Source organism: Thioreductor micantisoli (genome assembly GCF_055392745.1).
In genome coordinates, this window is sequence record NZ_AP043760.1 from 1400474 (window position 1) to 1423239 (window position 22766).

Annotated in this window: 24 protein-coding genes; 9 read left to right on the forward strand and 15 right to left on the reverse strand. The window is 28.1% G+C overall.

Going from position 1 to position 22766, the window contains the following annotated elements; translation table 11 throughout:
- Window positions 1-181 precede the first annotated feature (181 nt).
- Genes ACZ5OA_RS07470 through selD form a run of 9 tightly spaced genes read left to right on the forward strand, consistent with a single transcriptional unit; the run spans window position 182 to window position 7359 of the window.
- Window positions 182-1495, forward strand: coding sequence for a double-cubane-cluster-containing anaerobic reductase (locus ACZ5OA_RS07470; RefSeq protein WP_464907241.1), 1314 nt, complete (start codon window positions 182-184; stop codon window positions 1493-1495).
- Window positions 1495-2262: an acyl-CoA dehydratase activase gene (locus ACZ5OA_RS07475; RefSeq protein WP_464907242.1), complete on the forward strand. Its 768-nt coding sequence runs from the start codon at window positions 1495-1497 to the stop codon at window positions 2260-2262. The genes ACZ5OA_RS07470 and ACZ5OA_RS07475 overlap by 1 nt, the downstream gene beginning before the upstream one ends.
- Window positions 2255-2845, forward strand: coding sequence for a sulfurtransferase-like selenium metabolism protein YedF (yedF, locus tag ACZ5OA_RS07480; RefSeq protein ID WP_464907243.1), 591 nt, complete (start codon window positions 2255-2257; stop codon window positions 2843-2845). Before ACZ5OA_RS07475 ends, yedF begins: the two co-directional genes overlap by 8 nt.
- Window positions 2846-2854: 9 nt before the next feature.
- Entirely contained in the window at window positions 2855-3211 is a 357-nt protein-coding gene (locus ACZ5OA_RS07485) for a DsrE/DsrF/TusD sulfur relay family protein (RefSeq protein WP_464907244.1), read from the forward strand.
- Between the two features lie 26 nt (window positions 3212-3237).
- Window positions 3238-4050, forward strand: coding sequence for a phosphate ABC transporter substrate-binding protein (locus tag ACZ5OA_RS07490; protein ID WP_464907245.1), 813 nt, complete (start codon window positions 3238-3240; stop codon window positions 4048-4050).
- The gene (locus ACZ5OA_RS07495; RefSeq protein WP_464907246.1) at window positions 4047-4871 is read left to right on the forward strand and encodes a PstC family ABC transporter permease; all 825 of its coding nucleotides are present in this window, start codon (window positions 4047-4049) and stop codon (window positions 4869-4871) included. The genes ACZ5OA_RS07490 and ACZ5OA_RS07495 overlap by 4 nt, the downstream gene beginning before the upstream one ends.
- Window positions 4861-5685 carry a PstA family ABC transporter permease gene (locus ACZ5OA_RS07500; RefSeq protein ID WP_464907247.1) on the forward strand — a complete coding sequence of 275 codons (825 nt, stop codon included), beginning with the start codon at window positions 4861-4863 and terminating at the stop codon, window positions 5683-5685. Before ACZ5OA_RS07495 ends, ACZ5OA_RS07500 begins: the two co-directional genes overlap by 11 nt.
- The gene (locus ACZ5OA_RS07505) at window positions 5673-6320 is read left to right on the forward strand and encodes a phosphate ABC transporter ATP-binding protein (RefSeq protein ID WP_464907248.1); all 648 of its coding nucleotides are present in this window, start codon (window positions 5673-5675) and stop codon (window positions 6318-6320) included. The genes ACZ5OA_RS07500 and ACZ5OA_RS07505 overlap by 13 nt, the downstream gene beginning before the upstream one ends.
- Window position 6321: 1 nt before the next feature.
- Window positions 6322-7359: a selenide, water dikinase SelD gene (gene selD, locus ACZ5OA_RS07510; protein WP_464907249.1), complete on the forward strand. Its 1038-nt coding sequence runs from the start codon at window positions 6322-6324 to the stop codon at window positions 7357-7359.
- Window positions 7360-7364: 5 nt separating this feature from the next.
- On the opposite strand, the gene selB is transcribed toward selD, so the two are convergent.
- From selB to ACZ5OA_RS07585, 15 genes are all read right to left on the reverse strand, one after another.
- Window positions 7365-9203 (reverse strand): selenocysteine-specific translation elongation factor, encoded by a 1839-nt coding sequence (gene selB / locus ACZ5OA_RS07515; protein WP_464907250.1) that lies wholly within the window; start codon window positions 9201-9203, stop codon window positions 7365-7367.
- Window positions 9203-10549: an L-seryl-tRNA(Sec) selenium transferase gene (selA, locus tag ACZ5OA_RS07520; protein WP_464907251.1), complete on the reverse strand. Its 1347-nt coding sequence runs from the start codon at window positions 10547-10549 to the stop codon at window positions 9203-9205. The genes selB and selA overlap by 1 nt, the downstream gene beginning before the upstream one ends.
- Before the next feature lie 168 nt (window positions 10550-10717).
- Window positions 10718-11062, reverse strand: coding sequence for a hypothetical protein (locus ACZ5OA_RS07525; RefSeq protein ID WP_464907252.1), 345 nt, complete (start codon window positions 11060-11062; stop codon window positions 10718-10720).
- Between the two features lie 424 nt (window positions 11063-11486).
- Window positions 11487-11831, reverse strand: coding sequence for a hypothetical protein (locus tag ACZ5OA_RS07530; RefSeq protein ID WP_464907253.1), 345 nt, complete (start codon window positions 11829-11831; stop codon window positions 11487-11489).
- A 187-nt stretch (window positions 11832-12018) separates the two neighbouring features.
- Window positions 12019-12576, reverse strand: a complete 558-nt coding sequence (locus ACZ5OA_RS07535) for a rhodanese-like domain-containing protein (RefSeq protein ID WP_464907254.1) — start codon at window positions 12574-12576, stop codon at window positions 12019-12021.
- A gap of 96 nt (window positions 12577-12672) precedes the next feature.
- On the reverse strand, window positions 12673-13536 hold the full coding sequence (locus ACZ5OA_RS07540; RefSeq protein WP_464907255.1) for a CoB--CoM heterodisulfide reductase iron-sulfur subunit B family protein: 864 nt from the start codon (window positions 13534-13536) through the stop codon (window positions 12673-12675).
- Window position 13537: 1 nt separating this feature from the next.
- The gene (locus tag ACZ5OA_RS07545) at window positions 13538-14506 is read right to left on the reverse strand and encodes a succinate dehydrogenase/fumarate reductase iron-sulfur subunit (RefSeq protein WP_464907256.1); all 969 of its coding nucleotides are present in this window, start codon (window positions 14504-14506) and stop codon (window positions 13538-13540) included.
- Between the two features lie 12 nt (window positions 14507-14518).
- The gene (locus tag ACZ5OA_RS07550) at window positions 14519-16225 is read right to left on the reverse strand and encodes an FAD-dependent oxidoreductase (RefSeq protein WP_464907257.1); all 1707 of its coding nucleotides are present in this window, start codon (window positions 16223-16225) and stop codon (window positions 14519-14521) included.
- Window positions 16226-16238: 13 nt separating this feature from the next.
- Window positions 16239-17648, reverse strand: coding sequence for an FAD-dependent oxidoreductase (locus tag ACZ5OA_RS07555; RefSeq protein ID WP_464907258.1), 1410 nt, complete (start codon window positions 17646-17648; stop codon window positions 16239-16241).
- A 167-nt stretch (window positions 17649-17815) separates the two neighbouring features.
- Window positions 17816-18337: a 4Fe-4S dicluster domain-containing protein gene (locus ACZ5OA_RS07560; protein ID WP_464907259.1), complete on the reverse strand. Its 522-nt coding sequence runs from the start codon at window positions 18335-18337 to the stop codon at window positions 17816-17818.
- Window positions 18338-18479: 142 nt separating this feature from the next.
- Window positions 18480-20684 carry a flagellar hook-associated protein FlgK gene (flgK, locus tag ACZ5OA_RS07565; RefSeq protein WP_464907260.1) on the reverse strand — a complete coding sequence of 735 codons (2205 nt, stop codon included), beginning with the start codon at window positions 20682-20684 and terminating at the stop codon, window positions 18480-18482.
- Window position 20685: 1 nt separating this feature from the next.
- Complete coding sequence (locus ACZ5OA_RS07570; RefSeq protein ID WP_464907261.1) at window positions 20686-21108, reverse strand: hypothetical protein; 423 nt, start codon at window positions 21106-21108, stop codon at window positions 20686-20688.
- A 39-nt stretch (window positions 21109-21147) separates the two neighbouring features.
- Window positions 21148-21336 (reverse strand): flagellar biosynthesis anti-sigma factor FlgM, encoded by a 189-nt coding sequence (locus ACZ5OA_RS07575; protein ID WP_464907262.1) that lies wholly within the window; start codon window positions 21334-21336, stop codon window positions 21148-21150.
- Window positions 21337-21398: 62 nt separating this feature from the next.
- Window positions 21399-21689: a rod-binding protein gene (locus tag ACZ5OA_RS07580; protein WP_464907263.1), complete on the reverse strand. Its 291-nt coding sequence runs from the start codon at window positions 21687-21689 to the stop codon at window positions 21399-21401.
- Between the two features lie 19 nt (window positions 21690-21708).
- Window positions 21709-22713 (reverse strand): flagellar basal body P-ring protein FlgI, encoded by a 1005-nt coding sequence (locus ACZ5OA_RS07585; RefSeq protein ID WP_464907264.1) that lies wholly within the window; start codon window positions 22711-22713, stop codon window positions 21709-21711.
- Between the last annotated feature and the right edge of the window lie 53 nt (window positions 22714-22766).

Here is a 22766-nt window from a genome sequence, read left to right on the forward strand (position 1 = left end):
TATTCTTTAAGCTCACTTTAAGGAAAATAGAAATATAATTACTTCAGCTGTTATTTCCTAGGCTAGGAAAACACATGATATAGCTTCTACTAAAGCTCCATGATGTATTTAGCAAACCCAAATATTATTATATAAAGGATAAGGCTTATCCTAAAATTAAATCAAAATCAAAAGGATAAGTATGTCAAAAGATTACACTCAAATGTATAAAAGTCTAGATATGGATATAGAAAAACACAATGAACTCTTAGCTATACTGGGCGAAATATACCCAGAATTTTACTTAAAACAAGAAAATAGACCCAAAGCAATGGAATATTTTGATTATGTTATAAGTGAAGTTCATGGGAAAAGAATAGAAGAAATTCTAGAAAAGAAAAAAGAAGGAAAACCGTTAGTTGGAACTTTTTGTATCTTTATTCCAGAAGAAATAGTAATAGGTGCCAAAGGTGTATGTTATGGACTTTGTGGAGGCGCTGAGTTTTCAATTCCTGATGCTGAAAGGGATTTACCAAGGAATATTTGTCCTTTGATTAAATCCGGATATGGATTTAAAGTTCAAAGAACATGCCCTTACACACAAGCATCAGATTTTATTTATGGAGAAACAAGTTGTGAAGCAAAGAAAAAAACATGGGAGATTTTAGATGACCTGCATCCCACTCATGTAATGCACATTCCTCAAATGAAAAGAACAAAAGAAAAAGTTCTTTGGAAAAGCGAAATGTATGATTTTAAAAAACATATTGAATCTGTAACAGGAAAAGAACTAACTTTTGAAGAATTAAAAATAGGAATTGAAATTGTAAATAACAAAAGAAAAGCTATGCTAAGGCTTGATGAACTAAGAGGAATGTATCCTGATATTGTTCCAATCAGCGGAAAAGACGGATTATTAGTCAATCAAATTTCTTTTTATGATGATCCTGAGAGATTTACACAAAAAGTAAATGAATTATGTGACGAACTTGAAGAAAGAATTAAAAATAATATTTCAGTCATTTCAAAAGATACACCAAGAATTATGGTACTAGGAACTCCTATGGCACTTCCAAACTGGAAACTTCATCATATAGTAGAAACTACAGGAGGAGCTATTATTAATGAAGAAGCATGTATTGGAAACAGATATTATAAAGACAATATTGAAACCAAAGGTGCAGAAAATATTGATGATTTAATGGAAAATATGCTTGAAAGATATATGAAAATAGACTGTGCTTGTTTTACACCTAATGAAGGAAGAATAGACAAAATTATAAAAATGTATAAAGATAGAAAAGCTGATGGAATAATATATTATTCACTTTCATTTTGTCATACTTATAATGTAGAATCAAAAAAAGTAATAGATAGACTTCAAGCCCAAAATATTCCAGTGCTTAAAATAGAATCTGATTATTCTATGGAAGATATGGGACAAATCAAAACAAGAGTTGAAGCATTTATAGAAAGTATGTCTTTCAAAAATAATGTAAAATTTAAAGGTTTTTAATGTATTATGGTGTTGATATAGGTTCAACCTATACAAAAATTGTTGGCCTAGACGAAAATAAAAATATCATTGATATAAAAGTATTGGATACTGTTATAAATCCAGACGAACAAGTAAAAAAATATTTAAAAGATAAACCTATCGAAACATTAATTGCCACAGGTTATGGTAGATATATGGTTCAAGAAATATTTGATGTACCAGTAATTAGTGAAATAAAAGCTCATGCAAAAGGAGCTTATTATTTTTTTAATGATGTTAAAACAGTTTTAGATTTGGGCGGACAAGACAGTAAAGTAATAAAAATAACCGAAGGCGGAAATTTTAATAATTTCAAAATGAATGATAAATGTGCAGCTGGAACGGGTAAATTTATTGAAATAGCTGCATCAAAATTACAAGTACCTATAGAAAAATTTGGAGATTTTTGTAAAAAAGCTGATAAAAAGATTCAAATTTCCTCTATGTGTGCTGTTTTTGCCGAATCAGAAGTTATTTCACTTATAGCAAAAAAAGAAAAACCCGAAAATATCGGCTACGGAATCATAGATTCAATAGCCTCCAGACTTGTAGGAATGGCAAAAAGTATAAAACCTGAAGATAAAATTGTCTTTACGGGTGGTGGTGCATTAAATACATTATTAAAAGATTTAATATCCCAAAAATTAGGAAAAGAAGTATTTGTTCCCGAGTATCCACAAATGATGGGAGCCTTTGGAGCTGCTTTGACTGGACTAGAAATTACAAAAGGAGAAGTAAATGAATAAAAAAATAGATTGTAGAAATTCGGCATGTCCAAAACCAGTACTTGATACAAAAAAAGCATTGGAAGAAATGGATGAAGGAATTTTGGAAGTTTTGGTGAATGGAATTGCATCCGTTCAAAATGTTAAAAGATTTGCTGAAAATCAAGGACTCGTAGCAGAAGAAGAAAAACTGGACAATGGAGAAACAATAATTAGAATAGTAAAAGGTTACGAATGCTCAATTGCTCCAAAAAAAGATGATGATGATAAATTTTTGGACAAAGTATTATTTATCAAAGATAATAAAGTTGGTGAAGGTGAGCTTGGGCATATTTTAATGGAAGGTTTTTTGAAAACTACTTTAGAATTTAAAAAACTGCCTGAAATTATAGTTTGTGTAAATAAAGCTGTATTTTTAACAACAGAAAATGAAAAAATGATAGAAATTTTGAAAGAATTTGAAAAAAGAGGCGTTAAAATTTATTCATGCGGTGTTTGTATGAATTTTTACAAAATTCCACCTGAAGAGCTTAAAGTCGGAGAAATAGGAAATGCATACGATACAATGGACTTTTTATTACATAAAACAACTATAAGTTTATAAGGAGAGAAAATGAAAATTTTATTTATTTTTAATCACGAACCATATGATGGAAGTGATGTAGCTTGGAATGGACTTAGACTTGCAAAAGTTTTATTTGAAAAAGGAAACGATGTTAGAATATTCTTAATGAATGATTCTGTAGATATGGCAAGAGATTGCAATAAAAAACCAGAAAATTATGATAACGATTTAGTTACAATGATTAAAGAAATGTACAAAAACGGTATTAAACTTAAAGTTTGTGGAACTTGCCAAGCAAGATGTGGAATATTCAAAAATGAGCCATATTTTGCACCTGAAATTAAATCAACAATGAAAGATTTGGCAACTTGGGTAGAAGAAACGGATAAAGTAATAACTTTTTAATCAAAAATAAAAACAAAGGAAATGAAATGAAAAAACTAATATTTTTATGTTTAAGCATAATGTGTTTATTTGCACAATCTAATCTAGATAACTTCAAAAACTATAATGGAACATTAAGAATTGCAGGAGGAACTGCACATATTCCTATTATGAAAGCGGTAGCAAAAGAGATAACAACAATAAACCCTAACATTAAAATAGCAATAGCTGGTGGTGGTAGTGGAGTTGGTATCAAAAAAATAGGAGAAGGATTAGTTGACATCGGAAATGCAGGAAGAAAAGCAAGTGAAAAAGAGATAAACAAATATAATCTTGTTCTTTACAAATGGGCTACTGATGGAATTGCTGTTGTTGTGAACAACAATAACCCTATTAAAAATTTAACAAAAGAAAAAGTTCAAGCAATATTTGCAGGTAAAATAACTAATTGGAAAAAAGTCGGAGGAAAGGATGCAAAAATAGATGTTTATACTAGAGATAAAGCTAGTGGAACAAGAAAAGTATTTTGGAAAAAGATTTTAAATAAAGGAGATATTACAAAAAAAGCGCTTTTTGTTAGATCAAATGGGGCAATGAAAAGAGCAGTTCAAAATGACCCTAATGCTATAGGTTTTATGTCAGCAGGTTTCATAGATAAAAACATAAAAGGTGTTGCAATAAATAATATTGCACCTACTAGAAAAAATATAAAAAGTGGGAAATATACATTTGTAAGAGGTCTTTATTCTATAACAAAAGGAAAAGCCAAAGGTCTTGCTAAAGCTTTTATTGATTATTTATACACAAGCCATGTACAAAATGATATAGTAGCGAAAAAAGGATTTATTCCAGTAAAATGAAAAAAACATTATTTATATTAACAATTATTAGTAGTTTAATAGTTGTTTTTATATTTCTATTTTTAGGTTATTTTTCATTACCATTATTAAAAACTGGAGGTTTATTTCATATAATAACCTCCAACTGGAATCCAGATATTTCTTATGGATTAGCTCCTATGATTATAGGAAGTTTATCTATTGCAGTACCAGCTGCTATTTTGGCTTTTTTCTACTCTATTAGCATCGCTTTAAATATAGAATCTTTGAAAAATACAAAAATACAAAATATACTCGCTCGTTTTTTTAATCTTCTTTCGTCAATTCCTACTGTAGTTTATGGATTTTTGGGATTGATATTTTTTGTGCCATTTATAAGAAATTTTTCAGGTGGTAGTGGAATGAATATATTAAGTGCTTCATTGGTTCTTTCTTTGGTAATTACTCCTACTATGGTTTTATTTTTTATTGATACATTTAAAAATGTACCAAAAAGTTATAAAACAATTGTAAATTCTTTGGGTGGCGACACAATAGATTATCAAATGAAAATTTTATTACCTTATACTTTTAAAAGTTTAAGCATAGGTTTTATTATGGGTTTTTCAAGGGCTATAGGTGATACAATGATTGCATTGATGATTTCTGGAAATAGTATAATGATTCCTCATTCACTTAATGATAGTGCTAGAACATTAACATCTCATATTGCATTACTTTTTGGAGGAGATTTTGAATCTATGGAGTTTAAATCTATTTTTGCAAGCGGATTAATCCTATTTTCAATATCTATTTGTATATTGTTTTTAATTCATTTTTTAAGGAATTCTTATGCTAAATAAAAAATTATTTTTTATCTTTACAAGAGGAATTTTTTTAATTATAACAACACTGTTTTCTACAATTTTTATATATCTAATATACAAAGGATTGAAAAATTTCAATTTTAATTTGGTTTCAAACGAATTATGGGCACCAATTCAAGGAACAATTTTACTTATATTATTATCAGTAACATTTGCCACACCTCTTGGTATTGCAACAGGCATCTACATAAACTCATATGCAAAAGGTAAATTTAAAAAAATTCTTGATATTTCATTTGAAATTTTGGCTTCAACTCCATCTATAATTATTGGACTTTTTGGTTTTACTATTTTGCTAATATTACATAATTTTTTTGAAAATTTCAGAGCTTCATTGTTTTTAGCATCTTTGTCTTTGGCATTTTTGATACTTCCATATATCGTAAAAGCAACACAATTAGGTATGGCAGAAGTGCCAAAAGAATATATAAATATAGCTTATTCATTAGGCGCGACTAAGGAAAAAGTCATCCTAAAAATTCTACTACCTTTTGCTAAAAATCATATAATCAAAGGTATCTTTTTAGCAATTACAAGATCTGCAGAAGATACTGCTGTTATTATGCTGACTGGTGTTGTCGCAAGTTATGGAAATGTAGATAGTATATTTTCACCATTTGAAGCGCTTCCTTTTTATATATACTACACATCTGCTAATTATTCAGATAATAGTCAATTAAATACAATATTTGTAGCTATACTATTTTTAATGGCGATTTCAACAATCTTTATGTTTTTGATAGGAAAAAGTGACAAAATAATTTCAAAAGGAAAATTGTGGTTAAGATAGAAAATTTTAGTTGTGGATATAATAAAAAAATAATTGTTAAAAATTTTAATGGAATTTTCAAAAAGAATGAAATAACCGCTATTTCAGGAGAATCAGGAAAAGGAAAATCTACTATACTAAAAGCTATCAATAGACTTCATGAAGTAGAAGATAATGGATTTTTTAAAAATGGTACTATTAAAGCAGTTCTAGGTAATCAAGAATTAAATATATACGATTTAAATCCTGTTTATTTAAGAAAAAAAATAGGATATATTTTTCAATCTCCAACTCCACTTCCAATGAGCATAGAAAAAAATGTAGAATTTGGATTAAAGTTATTTGGCATAAAAGATAAACAAATAGCAATAGATGCATTAAAAAGTGTATATTTGTGGGATGAAGTAAAAGATAGATTAAATGAAAATGCTAAATATCTCTCTTTAGGACAGAAACAAAGACTCGCTATTGCGAGAGTTTTAGTACTAAAACCTGATATAATACTGTTTGATGAACCAACATCTTCTTTGGATGAAAAAGCAACTTTCAAAATAGAAGAAATGATGAAAGAATTAAAAAAAAATAAAACAATAATTTTAGTTACACACGATAATTCACAAATTAAAAGAGTTTGTGATAATGAAATAAGGATATAAAATGAAATATATAAATAAAAAATTAACAAAATTTGTAAAAGCGGCTGGTTGAGCAGGTAAATTGGCTCCGGGAGAGCTTACAAAAACTACTTGTGGATTAGAAGGAAAACATAAGAATTTAATTGTTGGATTTGAAGGTAATGAAGATGCTTCTATTTATCGATTAAATGATGATTTAGCTTTAGTTCAAACTATTGATTTTATTACTCCTGTTGTTGATGACCCTTTTCTTTATGGACAAATTGCTGCAGCTAATTCTTTGAGCGATGTGTTTGCTATGGGTGGAGATGTTAAAACTGCTCTAAATTTAGTAGGATTTGACAACTGTCATCATGACAGTGAAACTTTAAATGAAATTTTAAAAGGTGGGGAAACTAAAATCAAAGAATGTGGAGGTGTTTTAGCAGGAGGACATACAATTGAAACGCCTGAAATGTTGTATGGATTAAGTGTTACGGGAATTATGAATTCAAAAGATATTATTAGAAATAATACAATTAAAAAAGATGATGTTATAATCCTCACAAAGCCTCTTGGTATGGGTATCTTAACTACAGCTATTAAAGCAGATTTGATTCCTTTGGAACTTACTCTTGAGATTGCAAAAATTTTAAGTACACTTAATTATGAATCAAGCTTAATCGCAAGAGAAATTGGTGTAAATGCAATGACTGATGTTACAGGTTTCGGACTTTTAGGACATTTATATGAAATGAGTGCAAATAAATTTAGTATAGAGATTGAATTTGAAAAAGTACCTTTTCTAAAAGAAGCGATTAATCAAGCAGCAATGGGAATTATTCCTGCTGGAAGTTACAATAATCAACTGTTTTTAGAAAACAAGGTTAAATTTGAAAAAAAATTAAATCTTGATGAACAAATGATTCTTTTTGATGCTCAAACAAGCGGTGGATTATTAATTAGTGTTTCTAACGAAAAAGCACAAAATTTATTAAATAAAATGCATGACAAAGGAATAAATGCGAAAGTTATTGCTACAGTCAAAGAATTTAAAGAATTCCCTCTAATTGTAAAATAAGAGGGTTATTTTTTAAAACATCTTTTGTTGTCAATTTTAACAATATCTTTCATATTGTCTAAATAATCAAGAAAAGCTACAATATACTTTCTACTCATTGGTATTTCTTCTTTAAATGTTTTAATATCTATAAATCCATTTTTTTCTATTATTTCTTTCATTTGTTTAATTGCATAATTTATATTTTTATCTGTTACAAAAAGATTGTGAGCAAGTCTAATTATTTTTTTTGAACTTGTAAGACTTTTCATAACATTATCTCCCACTTTTCTATCAATATTTAATTTTTCATAAATATTATAAGGAGCATCTGGTGTTAAACCTGAATTATCTAAAAGAGAATAAAGTCTATTTTCAACTGATTTTTCAATATTAACTTCACCTAAATCTTTTCTTTTATATATATTTTCTTCTTTTACCAAAAATCCATTTTCAACAAATTCATTTAGCACCGTTTCTATAAGTTTTTCACTAGCCCATTTTAATCTAAGTTTAAGTGAAGCAGGTGAAAGAAAAGCAAATCTATTTTTTTCATATGTTTCTTTTGTAACATTTTCAATCTCTTTTTTGACATCCAAAGAAAAAACATTATAATTCTCTTCATCAATAAATACATTTTTTAATATTTTAGCTATTCCAAGTGCTTCATCAGGAGAAATATTGAATCTTTGATAACTTTGAAGTAAACCAAATCCTTTTTTATGATTTTCTACTAAAATAGAAAATGCTTTTTGAAAATCTCTCTCTTTTAATGCTTTTAATAATTGAAATTTTTTATTTTTTTTAATAGGATCACTTATTGGATTTAAAATTTCACCTCCTCCAACAACTCTTCCATTATGCAACACAATAAAAGGATCTTCATAAACAAAAAACCCTTTTTCTTGAAGTTTTATTGTTGCAAAACCATCTTTTACATTTTGGTCAAACATTAAAATTTTTGCAGGAATTCTTTTTGCTCCACTAATAAATAAAACTTCCATATTATGTTTTATTTCTTTACCTTCAACTGGTGAAATATATACATCAATTAATTTGAATCCTCTTAAATAACCTTTTGTACTAAGAAGATATCCTTTTTGCAATTCTTTATGAGAAATATTTAAATTTATTGCCAATCTTTGATGTGTATGAGCTTCTGTAACATTTTTTTCATGAACCTGTAAATTTTTAACAGTAGTAATAGTTGCTGTTTCATTAATATATAATTTATCTTTTAATTTAATTTTTCCGCTTAAAACTGTTCCTGTTACTACAGTTCCTATTCCTTTTAATGAAAACACTCTATCAATATAATATCTAAAAAATTTAGAATGGGTTATATTTCTTGGAGGTAAATTAAATAGATAATCTTTTAAATTTTCAATAGTCTGAGGCATTTTGATAGAAGTCGAAATAATATCAAGTAATTTTAAATTTTTATATTTTGCTATCAAATTCTTAAGTTCTTTTTTTCTTTTTTCAATAATTTCTTCATCTGCTAAATCTATTTTTGTCAAAGCTATAATTATATTCTTTACTTTCAAAATATTAAGAACTTCTAAATGTTCTATTGTTTGCGGCATACAACCTTCATTTACATCAATAGCAAAAAGAGTAGCATCAAATCCAAAAGCACCACTAATCATATTTTTTACTAACTTTTCATGACCTGGTACATCAATAAAGGCTACATTAATATCATCTTTTTTCATATTTGTGAAGCTAAGATCTATTGTGATTCCTCTTTCTCTTTCTTCTTTTAAATTATCCCCATTATAGCCAGTCATTGCTTCTATCAATGATGTTTTTCCATGATCTACATGTCCAGCAGTTCCTATAATAATATTTCTCATTTTTTTCATTATTGCACCTTACAACTAATTAATTCATTAATTATATTTACAAGTTTTTCTATTTCATCATCTTGAATTGTTCTCATATCTAAAATAAATTTATTATTTTCTATTCTTCCAATTACTAATTTTTCTCTAAATTTTCTTTCCCAACTTGTTACATTTCCTTCTATTTCTATAACTATTGTAGGAATAGTTTTATTTGGCATCGTTCCACCACCTACATATGTTTTAGATTCTCTTATTGTAGCTTTCAAAGATGGTGTTAAATCTAAAAGTTTTTGAGCTTTATCTTTTAATTCATCTAAAGAAGTAAATATACTTTTGAGAGTTACTATTTTATTGTACTCTTTTTTAATATAAGCAAGTGCTGAAGCTTGAATGATAGAAAGAGTTATTTTATCCACCCTAAACATTCTTAATATTTGATTTTTTTTGAGCTTATTAATTAAGTCTTTTTTACCTAAAATTATTCCAGCTTGAACTCCACCAAAGAGTTTATCTCCACTAAAACTTACAAGAGAAGGAGATAATTTCATAATTTCTTTTATAGGAGGTTCGCTATTGCTCAATCCATAAGGGAGCTTCGGTTCATAAGCACTTCCTAAATCATAATAATCCAATAATTTTTTTTCATGTGAAAGTTTTATAATATCATCTATACCAACTTCTTCACTAAAACCTTCAATTGTATAGTTCGATTTATGAACTTTCATAAGCATTGTAGTATTATCACTGATAGCTTCACTATAATCTTTTAATTTTGTTTTATTTGTAGCTCCAACTTCTATTAATTTTGCACCACTTGCTTTCATAACTTCTGGAACTCTAAAACTTCCACCTATCTCAACTAATTCACCTCTTGATACAATTACTTCTTTATCTTTTGCAAATGTATTTAAGATTAAAAATACTGCAGCTGCATTATTATTTACAATCAAAGCATCTTCACAATTAAATAAAAAGCTTAAATGTTTTGCACTATGATGATATCTATCACCTCTTTTACCTTTCTCTAAATTATATTCTAAATTACAATAATGTGTACTTACCTTTTTCGCTTCATCAAAAATTTCTTCATTAATTAGACTTCTTCCTAAATTTGTATGAATAGTAACACCTGTTGCATTTATTACATTAACAATAGAAGGTGAAAGCATTTCATTTGCTTTTTTTTCTATTTCTTCTACTATTTTAGTTTCATCAATTTTTTTTATTTGATTTGATTTGATTTTTTCTCTTAAACTTTGGAGAACTGTTTGAATACTATATACTAAAACATCTTGTGGAAAATTTTTTAAATTAGAATACTCCATTAATTTATCAACTTTGGGAATTTCTCTAAACAAATTCATCTTTTTCCTTTGTAAAATACCTCCGGTATTTTTTTTCTTATTTTATCAAAAAAAACGATTATTATGAAATAATTTATAACAAAAGATGAATAATAAATATTGGAAATTTTATGGTAAAAAGAAGTGATTAAAAAATGTGAGGCTTCACCGAAGCCCTATCAAGCGTTATCAACCAGATGGAATTCTACCATTAGCCATTCCTAACATAAAATCTTCCAAGTCATTCAATTTATTCTTTTTAACTATTTTTTCAATAGCTCCAGCAGCTTTTGCTTGACCTTTTGCTTTTAATGCAGCAATTAAACCTTTTGCATTATCTTTAAATAATGCTTTTACATCTTGAGGTGTTTTAATACCAGCAATTTTAAGGAATTTTGTTCCTTTAACATGTGAAGCTCTTTTCACATATTTTTTATAGTATGTAAACCCTTTGTTGTAACTGGCAAATGCCATTGTTGCTGTAACACTTGCAAGTAGCACTACAGCTACCAACATTTTTGCTAAATGTTTCATATTGTTCTCCTCAAGTTTATTTATATATTCATTAAACCTAATGAATATACATTGAAAACTATTATACAACTTAAAAACTTAAAAAGAACTTAAGAAATTTAGGCACTACAATCTATAAACTATTGTTTTTAAAGGGACTTCTATTAGTTTATATATTTTTTTAGCATCTTCTGATATTTTTGAAGGTATTGCATATGTTTGTATTGAAGTTAATATTTTTCTTATTTTTTCGGGAGAAAGTTTTTTATATTGATTTTGATAATCTTTTATTGATAAATTATCATCAATTTTATTTTTCCATTTATACCTTTTATATTTATAACAAAATATGAATAATAAATATTTGGAATTTTATGATAAAAAGAAGTAATTAAAAATTTATAATTAAAAATGTGAGGCTTCACCGAAGCCCTATTAAGCGTTATCAACCAGCTGGAATTCTACCGTTAGCCATTCCTAACATAAAATCTTCCAAGTCATTCAATTTATGCTTTTTAACTATTTTTTCAATAGCTCCAGCAGCTTTTGTTTGACCTTTTGCTTTTAATGTAGCAATTAAAGCTTTTGCATTATCTTTAAATAATGCTTTTACATCTTGAGGTGTTTTTATACCAGCAATTTTAAGAAATGCTGTTCCTTTAACATGTGAAGCTCTTTTCACATATTTTGAATAGTATTTAAACCCTTTGTTGTAATCGGCAAATGCCATTGTTGCTGTAACACTTGCAAGTAGCACTCCAGCTACCAACATTTTTGCTAAGCGTTTCATGTTGTTCTCCTTAAGTTTATTTGTACATTCATTAAACCTAGTGAATATACATTGAATGTTATTATACAACTTAAAAGCTTAAAAAAAACTTAAAAATTTTTTGCCTATTATATACAATGAATAAATATAAATTTGTTGATTTTTTATATAAGGAAGAAGAGGTTGAACAACCTCTTAAAAGAAATAATTAGAATTGATCTAAAATAATAGGTTCTTTAGGTTTCTTAACTGTTTTTAATCCTTTATCAAATCCACCAAAATTTGTAACTTTATTAACAACAGAATAGCCAGAATTTAACCATCCATTAACTCCACCTCTTAAAACATAAATATTTTTTTTAGGAAAATGGAACCATTTAACAAGTTCTCCCCCTGCTAAAACAGCTCTATGCCCTGTTGCACATAAAAAAACATATACATTTTTTTTCTTTAAAGCACCCATTGCAGTATATATAGCAACATCCCCTCTTGGGTATTCATCATAATCAGGCCAATCTATTTCTCCACCTTTCATTTCATCAACACTTCTAACATCAACAATTGTAAAATCTTTATCTGCATCTATCCATTTTTTAAGTTCATCTGGAGTAATGTAATTTACAAATTGTTCATAATAATGACACTCTGCATTAAATTCTTTAACCATAGGACCAGCACCCTTTATTGTATTTGCTAATTTAAATGTATGAGCAAATATAAAAGAAGTAGCAATTAATGATATTCCTAAAATTTTACCAAATTTCATCTTTTCCCCTTAAGTTTATTTATATATTCATTAAACCTAATGAATATATACTAAGTATCATTATACAACTTAAAATCTTAAAAAAAACTTAAAAGGTTAAAAATTTGTTCCAACTACATGGTGGTCAAGCCCTATTTCTTTAGCAGAATAACCAAATGCTAAAGCAAGCATCTCTGGTAAATGAAGAACTGGAATATTAAATTCTTTATTTTCTTTTTTTGCTATTTCTCTTTGTTTTACATCAAGATTTAAATGACATAATGGACAAGGAGTTACAATCGCTTCTGCCCCTGCATTCGTAGCATCTTCCAAAATATTAGAAGTAAGTTTTTCACTAACAGGTGTGTTTTGTAAATCAACATGAAAACCACAACATTTAAGTTTTGTATTATAGTCTATACTTTCACCCATCAATACTTTTATAAGATTTTCTAATGCATTTGGTTTGAAAGGATTTTCATTTAAATTACTTCCATCATGTGTTTTTGAAGGTCTTATTATATGACACCCATAAAATGGTGCTATTTTTAAATTTAAAGGCTTTTTCATATGTTTTGCAATCTCTTCAAATCCAACATCCTCTAAAATTGCATATAAAAAGTGTTGTACTTGTGTATTTCCAATATATTCATACCCAACTTCCTTCAATTTTTCATTTACTTTTTCTTTTACTTTTTCATCACTATCTAATTTTCTTTTTGTATTTTCAAGCATTAATTGACAAGTATTACAAAGAGTTACAAGTTTTAGTCCTCTTTTTTCAGCTAAACAAATATTTCTTGCATTAAGAACTAATGATAAAAATTCGTCAAAATCTTGTAGATGACTTGCCCCACAACAACTAGCTTCATTTAAAATTTCAATATCAATTCCAAGAGTTCTAGCAACCAAAAGAGTTGATGTTAGAAGCTCTGGTGTTGATTCTTTTGCTGTACATCCTGTATAAAGTGCATATTTCATATTAACCCTTTAAGTCATTTGTTTGTGATATTTCAATCAATTTTTTGATTTCTTCAATTCCCTCAGATTTTGGCATATTCCATGGGAATGTTATTTTTCCTTTTTTCATCATCGCTATAGCTTCCGGTAAATGTCTTACAACATTCACACCTTCAGAATATAAAACAAGCATACCTTCATCTAAAATTCCATGTTTTTTGATAGAATGTACAAAACCTTCTGAATGTTTTGTAGCTACATTCTTTTTAGCAATATTTTCTTCAAATATTTGATTATGAAGATGTGTTATTTTTGTAAACGGATCAACTCCTTTTGGACAAACTTCAATACATGCCTGACATTTTATACAATCCCAAACACCAATACCAAGTTTATTTACAAAGTCTAATCTTTCTTCTTTAGCATTATCTCTACTATCAGCTGTAAATCTATATGTTTTAGCAAGCGCTTGAGGCCCTAAAAAATCATTGTTTGCACTAACACTTCCACAAGCATCATAACAACATCCACAAGATATACAATAATCAGCTTCTTCTAATTCTTCAACTTGCTCTGGTTTTATTAAATTTTCTTTCTCAGGATGTTCATCAATATTTGCTATAAGAAATGGTTTTACTTTTTTGTTTTTATCCCAAAAATCTTTCTTATCAGTCACTAAATCTTTGATTACTTTTTCTTTTTTCGTATTTAATGGTTCAATTGTTAAAACATCTCCAAAACTCTCAATTGCTTCTTTTAAAGGAGTTTTACATGCCAAAACATTTTTACCATTCATTTTAACAGCACAACTTCCACAAATCCCGTGCCTACAGCTTCTTCTATAACTAAGACTACCATCAAAGCTCCATTTTATTTCATTTAGAGCATCAAGTACTACTGCATCATCCCTTAATTCTAACTCATATTTTTCATAATGAGGTTTATCATCTTTTTCAGGATTATATCTATAAACTTTTAGAGCAACTTTCATTACTTATCCTTATTAATATTTTCTTTCTTGAGGTTCAAATTTTGTTATTTTTACAGATGCATATTCAATTTTGATATCATCATTTTCCAAATAACTAAATGTATGTTGTAAATAATTTTTATCATCTCTCGAAGGATAATCTTCTCTGAAATGAGCTCCTCTTGATTCTTTTCTTTCAGCCGCACCAGAAGCTATAAATAGCGCATAATCAAGCATATGCCCAAGTTCTATTGCTTCTTGTAAATCTGTATTATAAACTTTAGATTTATCATCAAGTTTAATATTTTTATATCTTTTTCTTAATTCTTTAATTTGTTCTTTTGCTTCAAGTAGATTTTTTTCATCTCTAAATACCCCTACTTTTGTACTCATCAATTCTTGCAATTCATCTCTTATTTTGGAAGTTTTTTCTTCTCCGTTATTATTTAAAAGAAAATCAACTTCAGCTATTGCAATATCAGCATCAGATATTTTAGCATCTTTAATTTTTATATCTTTTAAATCCTCCGAAATTTTATTTCCTACCCATCTTCCAAAAAATAGTGCTTCAAGTAAAGAATTTGCTCCTAATCTATTAGCTCCATGCACACTTACACAAGAACATTCTCCTGCTGCATATAAACCTTCAGCTAATTCATTAGTTGATTTTTTAACATGTCCATTTATATCAACTGGAATTCCACCCATTGAATAATGAGCTGTTGCAGAAATTAAAATAGGTTCTTTTACCATATCTCTTCCTAAAAATGTTTTAGCAAGATCTCTAAGTTCTGGTAATCTTTCATTTATTTTCTTTTCTCCTAAGTGTGTCAAATCAAGATAAACTGCAAATGAATCTTCTTTTGCACCTCTACCTTCAATTATCTCTTTCATAATTGATCTACTTACTACATCTCTTGGAGCTAATTCCATTTTTTCAGGTGCATATTTTTCCATAAATCTTTCACCTAAACCATTAATAAGTTTTCCACCTTCACCACGCGCTGCTTCACTCATTAAAATACCACTTCCGGCAAGTCCAGTCGGATGGAATTGAACAAATTCCATATCTTCTAACGGTAAACCTTTTCTAGCAAAAACAGAAAGTCCATCTCCTGTATTTGCATGTGCATTAGAATTAACTTTAAAAGCTCTTGCATATCCACCTGTCGCAAACATAACGGCTTTTGCATTAAAAATAGCAAAACTTAAATCTTTAATATTAAATGCTACAACCCCATAAGCTTTGCCATCTTTATATAAAATATCGCTAACATACCATTCATCAAGCATTAAAACATCTTCTCTTACACATTGTTCATATATTGTTTGGAGAAGTGTAAGACCAGTTCTGTCTTTTGCAAAACAAGTTCTTGGTTTACTTTGTCCTCCAAATGGTCTTTGTGCCATAGTACCATTTTCTTTTCTACTAAATACTGCACCCATTCTTTCAATCCATCTGATTGTTTCAGGCGCCTTTGAACACATAAGCTCAACTGCATCTTGATCAGATAAATAATCACTACCTTTAATAGTATCAAACATATGAGATTCAACATCATCGTCATCTGATAATGCAGCATTTATTCCACCTTGTGCTGCGCCTGAATGAGAACGAAGAGGATGAAGCTTAGTAAGTACTGTAACTTTTTCCCCATTTTTAACCAATTCTCTAGCTGCTGCAAGTCCAGCAAGCCCTGCCCCAACTATTACTACATCACTTGTATAAATTGGAATCATTTTAATCCTTTAATCATAAATATTTAAGTATTGCAGATGCTGCTTCTCTACCATCTCTTGCTGCAGTTACAACCAAATCGGCTCCTCTAACTGCATCACCACCTGCAAAAATTTTCTCATTTGTTGTTTGATATCCTTCATTTACAATAGGACATCCCCATTTATCAGATTCAATACCTGTGTGCTCATACCAAGGATATTTAACAGTATCAAATCCAAGTGCCAAAATAATTATATCACAATCTATTTCAGAATCACTGTTTTCAACTACTTGAACTCTTCTTCTTCCACTACTATCAGGTTCACCTAATTCTGTTTTTTGACAAACAATTCCCACAACATTATTATTATCATCTACTTTTACTTCTTTTGGAGCACTATAGAACATAAAATTAACACCTTCTTCTCTTGCATTAACTACTTCTTTTTTACTTCCAGGCATATTAGATTCATCTCTTCTATATACACAATAAACTTCTTTTGCATCACTTCTAACACTAGTTCTAACAGCATCCATAGCACTGTCTCCACCACCAATAACTACTATTTTTTTATCTTTAAGTATATTGTCATCAAAATCTTTAAATACTCTTTTTTGAGCTTGAGTTAAAATATCCATTACATGATAAACACCATTAGCATCTTCATTTTTCATTCTAGCACCCCTACCACTAGGAGCACCTACACCAATAAAAACTGCATCAAATTCATTAACTATTTTTTCAAAATCTTGTTCATTCAAAATAGGAGTATTTAAATGTAATTTAAGCCCATTATCTTCCATCCATTTAAATCTTCTAAGAACTACATCTTTATGTAATTTAAAACTAGGAATACCATATGTTAAAAGCCCACCTGGTCTATCTAATTTTTCAAATATTTCTACATTAGCACCACCTCTTAAAAGAAATGTAGCACAACTCATACCAGCAGGACCGCTTCCTATAACAGCAACTCTTTTTTTTCTTTTTTTATCTTCACCATAATATGGTTTATATCCCTTTTTAAATCCTTCTTCACTTATAAATACTTCAATTGCACCAATAGCAACACTTCCATGTTCAGTTTTAGCAATAGTACAACTTCCTTGACACAAATTATCTTGAGGGCAAACTCTTCCCATAATTTCTGGAAAAGGAGACAATTCATTACTAAGCTCAAATGCCTTTTTAAAATCACCTTTTCTAACTTCTCTAATCCATTGTGGAATATAATTTCCAAGAGGACAACCAGTTCTACAAAATTGAAACTCACTATCTAATCCTCTTAAAATATCCACAGGACAAGTAATACATCTTTTTGCTTGTTCAATCGCTTGTTCTTCATCAAATTCAATATAAATAGGGTCAAACTCTTTTATTCTTTCCTTAGCATCTCTTTTTTTTTGGGTTTGTTTAGGAACTCTTGTAAAATGTTTTTTCATTATCTACTCCTTTAATTCTATATATTCTATATACATTTCTTCACCATTTATAATTAAAGTATGGTTCAATTCCACTCATTTTTACTATTTTCAATACAATTTTTTCAACTTCTTTATCTTTCGTATGTTTTTATACTAATTTTATCATAAACTGAAATATAGAAAGTTTATGCATCTTGATTTAATCTTTCAAATACATTTTTTTGTTTTCTTTTTTTATATTCATCATTATCTATAAGATCAATTGCATCTGTAGGACAAATATTTACACAAGCTTGTTTTCCTTCTTCACCACCGCACAAATCACATTTTATTGCAGCAAAGCCGCTAATATTTGTAGAATTGCTTTTTGCTATACTAATAGCACCAAAAGGACATACCATCATACAACTTTTACAAACAATACAGTCTTCTTCATAAATTTTTACATAATTATTTTCATACTTTATGATATTAATAGGACATATATTAACACAAGGTGCATTCTCACACTGCATACACTGCATCGGAGCAGATATTCCGTTTATTTTAATAACAGTGTTTCTATGAATTAATTCAACTTCACCATTTAACGCCAAATCATAAGCTTCTTCAAAATTTATTTCCATATGTTTTGCCGCACAAGCAAGCTCGCAATTCAAACACCCTATACATTTTTTAGGATCAGCAAAAATAAATTTATTAGCCATTAATTCTCCTTTTACTATTTTTTAAAAAAATAATTATTCAAATTTTATACATATTTTAACAAAAAAATATTAAAAAGAAAAAAAATATAGATTTTAAAATATTAAAAAGAGAAAAGAGAAAAAAAGTTACAAAAAATTAAAATTAAGTTTTAATTCCCATTAAAGTATCAAGCATAGTAGAAATAGTAGTAATCACTTTTGCACTAGCTTGATATCCACTTTGAAATTTCATAAGATTTGTCATTTCTTCATCCATATTTACTCCACTTTCACTTTGATACTCTTTTTCGACTGAATTAAATATAGCTGTATGATTATCCACACTTGTATTAATTCTCTCTGAATCATTTGCTATATTACTTGTCATATAACTATAATATCCAGCTACAGTAGTTTTTACACTATCTCCATTTTTAGAATTGAATCCTACATCATCATATTGAAATTGCACCATATCATTTGCCACATTATTATTCCCACTACTTGGCGCTTTATAAGCATTAATAAGTGAAGCATCTTTTACAAACTTATCATCAAGTGCAATTGTTTTACTATCATTTCCACTAAAAAATTTATTAATTCCCACTGCACCACCAAAACCTGAAGTGTCATTATCAAGCCCTACAAAAACAGTATCATCAGTTTTTTTATTGAAAACTACTTTACCATTTGATATATCTGCTTTATATAAATCATCTATATCATTACTTGAATCATTATCCTTATTATCATCAATATTTGGCATATTAATTTGAGACATAATTCCTTCTAATGTAGAGTACATAGGATCTTTACTCTTGGAATTTACAGTAATTGTTCTTCTTGCTAACTCATCTCCATTCTCATTATAAGCTACAACATCAAAACTTCCATCTTTGATTGGAAAAGGGAAATTTGCATTATTTGCTTTATCTATAGATTTAAACTGCACATCATTTAAAGCTGAAAAAAGTAAACTTCCATCATCTTTTACCAAAAGTGCCCCATTATCTAAACTTCCATTACCATCATTATCTTTTTTTTGAAAAACAACATTTCCATTTTGAATTACAGCTTCATAATCAACACCCTCAGTAGAAAGTTTACTGTTTATATCATCTAAATTATCTTGTAATGTTTTAGTAGGGTCAATTGAAACTTTTACATCTTTTTGGAACTGCCCATTATTATCATAAGCAATTAATCTTAGATCTCCCTTTCTTACTGGATTATGCAAACTATCCTCTACCATTTTTGAATTTAAAGGATAACTATTTATTTGATCATTTGTTAAAGATATAGGCTTAAACAACTCATCTGAGCTTGATTTTTCTTTAGCTGAATATGAGTAAATAGAATTTGTTCGTTGAATCAAAGTTGATGAAAAAGCATCTAATTCATTAATATATTTTCCACTTATACCATCAGTAAGTTTTCCTTTTTCATCATAACTAGTCCCTCTAAATTCCAAAAGTCCACCTATAATTGATTGATTTGGAATATTTTTTGTAATATTAACTTCGCTATAATCTTGTTTTTGGAAATAAATAGAATACATATTTTCATTACTTTTAGGATTTTCTTTTACTTCAATTGGGTGATAAGTAGAATTATCTACTATCGGATACCCTCCTAAACTTATTGTATAATCTTTTTCATAATCAATACTTGTATTTTGCCCTACATTTGAGCTAGTTAGTCCACCTTTTTGAACTCTTGCGCCAGTTAATTCTACTAATCTTTTTTCTGCTTTATCCCTTTTATCTCTCAAAGTATTTGCATGATTTATATCATTTGCTTCCACTCTTTTGATCTCTTTTGTAAATCCTGCGATATCTTTAATTAATCCATTTACCTCATTTGAAAAAGATTTTACTTTTTTATTTACAGACACTTTTAACTTATCTATTTTCCCCCTAGTTTCTTTAATTGTATTTGCAAGAGTTTGGGTTTTACTTGCCAAATCAACTTTTGCACTATCATCATTTGGATTATTTGCAAAATGATTCCAAGAATCAAAATAATTTTGTATATCTTTATTAAGTCCTACATCTTTTACATCAGGGAAATAACTAACTATTTCATTCATATTTTGTTGTAATGTTTTGAAATAACTTAAATCTTTATTTGAAGATTCATATCTATTAAATAAAAAATCATTTTTTATTCTAACAACTGTTTGAATTTTTGCCCCCATTCCTATATCACCAGAAGATGTATGAATTGAAGGTAATGATACTATTTGAGCTCTTTGTCTAGTATAATCAAGATTTGAAGCATTTGCCACATTATTACTTGTTACAGCTAAAGCCCCTTGATTTACATTAAGACCACTATATCCTGTATTTAAAGATGAAAAAAGTCCCATATTAAGCCTTTAAAGATAAATTTGAAGAATATCTTTGTTTCATTTTATATCCAATATCAACTTCTGTTTGATTTACTTTATTTGCTAAATTATTATAAAAATTAGTAACTAAAAGTGCCATTTTTGAAAATTTTTTATGAACTTCATAAAATTCTTGTAGTTTAGTTTTAAATTCATCAAAAAGATTACCTTCTTCCAAACTTAACATATTTTCTAAAGTTAAACCACTTTCACTTCTTTTAAGTAAAATAGTATCTATTTGATTTTTTTGTGCAATAAATTCTTGAACTATTTTTTCTTTACTTTGATTTCTTTCAAACAAAGCTTCGTGATTAGCCTCTTTAATATCTTCAATATCTTGTCTTGTGGTATCAATTAATTTAGATAAATTATTATTAGTAGAAATAAGAATTTGTTTAAGCATAGATTCTCCTTTATTTTAGAAAAAGGAGAGAAAAGGAGTTTATAGAAGACTTTTAGCCATACCTTGTGCTGTTTTGTCTATATCTATTTTATAAGTTCCATTTTTTATAGACTCTTTTATAGTATCTATTTTACTTTTCTCTACTTTTTCACTTTGTATATTTTCTTTTTTGTTTTTTGATATAGAAGTAAATAAAGTAGAATTATTTGATGAAATTCCTTTTATCATAAAAAATCCTTTTATATTATCTTACTAACTATATCGACTAAAAAATTATTTTTTTAATAGAATTAACTATTTATTTGTTGTTTTTCTTTTAAATAATTAAATAACAATTTACTATATCCAAAATCTCCAGAAAGTGATTTTGCATATTGCTCAGTTTCCATTGATTTATAAATATCTTCTCCTGCACTTTTTGGATATAAAGAATTATCTTCTTTTAGAGCATCTTTTAAGAAATGTTTTAAAAGTTCACTTTCAAAATTATCACAATCTGTTTTTAATTTTTTTAGATTTGCTTGATTTATATCTATTTTATTATATCTTCCAATTGTAATTACGCTGTTATCTATACTCATATTAACTCCTTGTAAGTAATCAATTGATTTTTAAATCAGCTTTCAAAGCACCGCTGCTTTTAAGCGTTTCAAGAATTGCTATTACATCTTTTGGTTTAGCATGATATTTTTGAAAAATTCCAGCTAAATCATTCATAGTACTTCTTTTTGTAATCTTAATTATCATATCACCTTGTGTGATTACGATAGGGTCAATTGCTATATCACTTCCAGCAACAATCGTTCCAGTTCTTTCATCAACAACTACAATATCTCTTTGTTTTGTGTAATAATCAATATCTTGAACTTTTGCTAAAAATTCTGGCATACTCATATTTTTAGGTTTAGTAAGTTGCACACTTCTTGGATCAAGGGCAATTGCTAATTTAGCTTTAAAAGTTGTATTGATTAAATTTTGAATATTAACAGCTTCATTAAAATCACTATGTTTAAGACTTAAAACAGCCTTTTGTTTATTATAAATATCATAAACAACTTCTCTTTCCACAATAGCTCCGCTATATAACTTACCAGCTGTGGTAAAATGCGTTTGAATTCCTCTATTTTGCCCTACATTAAATCCACCTATTGTTAAATGCCCTTGTGCCAAAGCATATATTTGACCATTTACTGCTTTTAATGGTGTCAAAAGTAAAGTACCACCTTCCAAGCTTTTAGCATCACCAATTGATGAAACTGTGATATCTATTTTATCCCCTTGTCTTGCAAAAGGAGGTAGTGTAGCAGTTACTACAACAGCTGCAACATTTTTACTTTTGATATCTTTTGGATTAAGTTTAACATTTACATTTTTAAGAAGATTTGATAAAGTTTGATTGGTAAAAGCAGCACTACTATCACCCGTACCTTTTAGACCAACTACTAGACCATATCCCATAAGTTGGTTATCTCTAACTCCTATAATAGACGAAATATCCCCTATTTTTTGAGCAAATAGATTAACACTTGCTACAAAATAAAATATAAATAAAAAAATTACAACCATTCTTTTCTCAAATCCATCTAATTTTAGAGGTTCATCCATAAATTTAATCCTTTTTTTGTTAAAATACAGCAAAACTTATTCCAAAAAGGAGA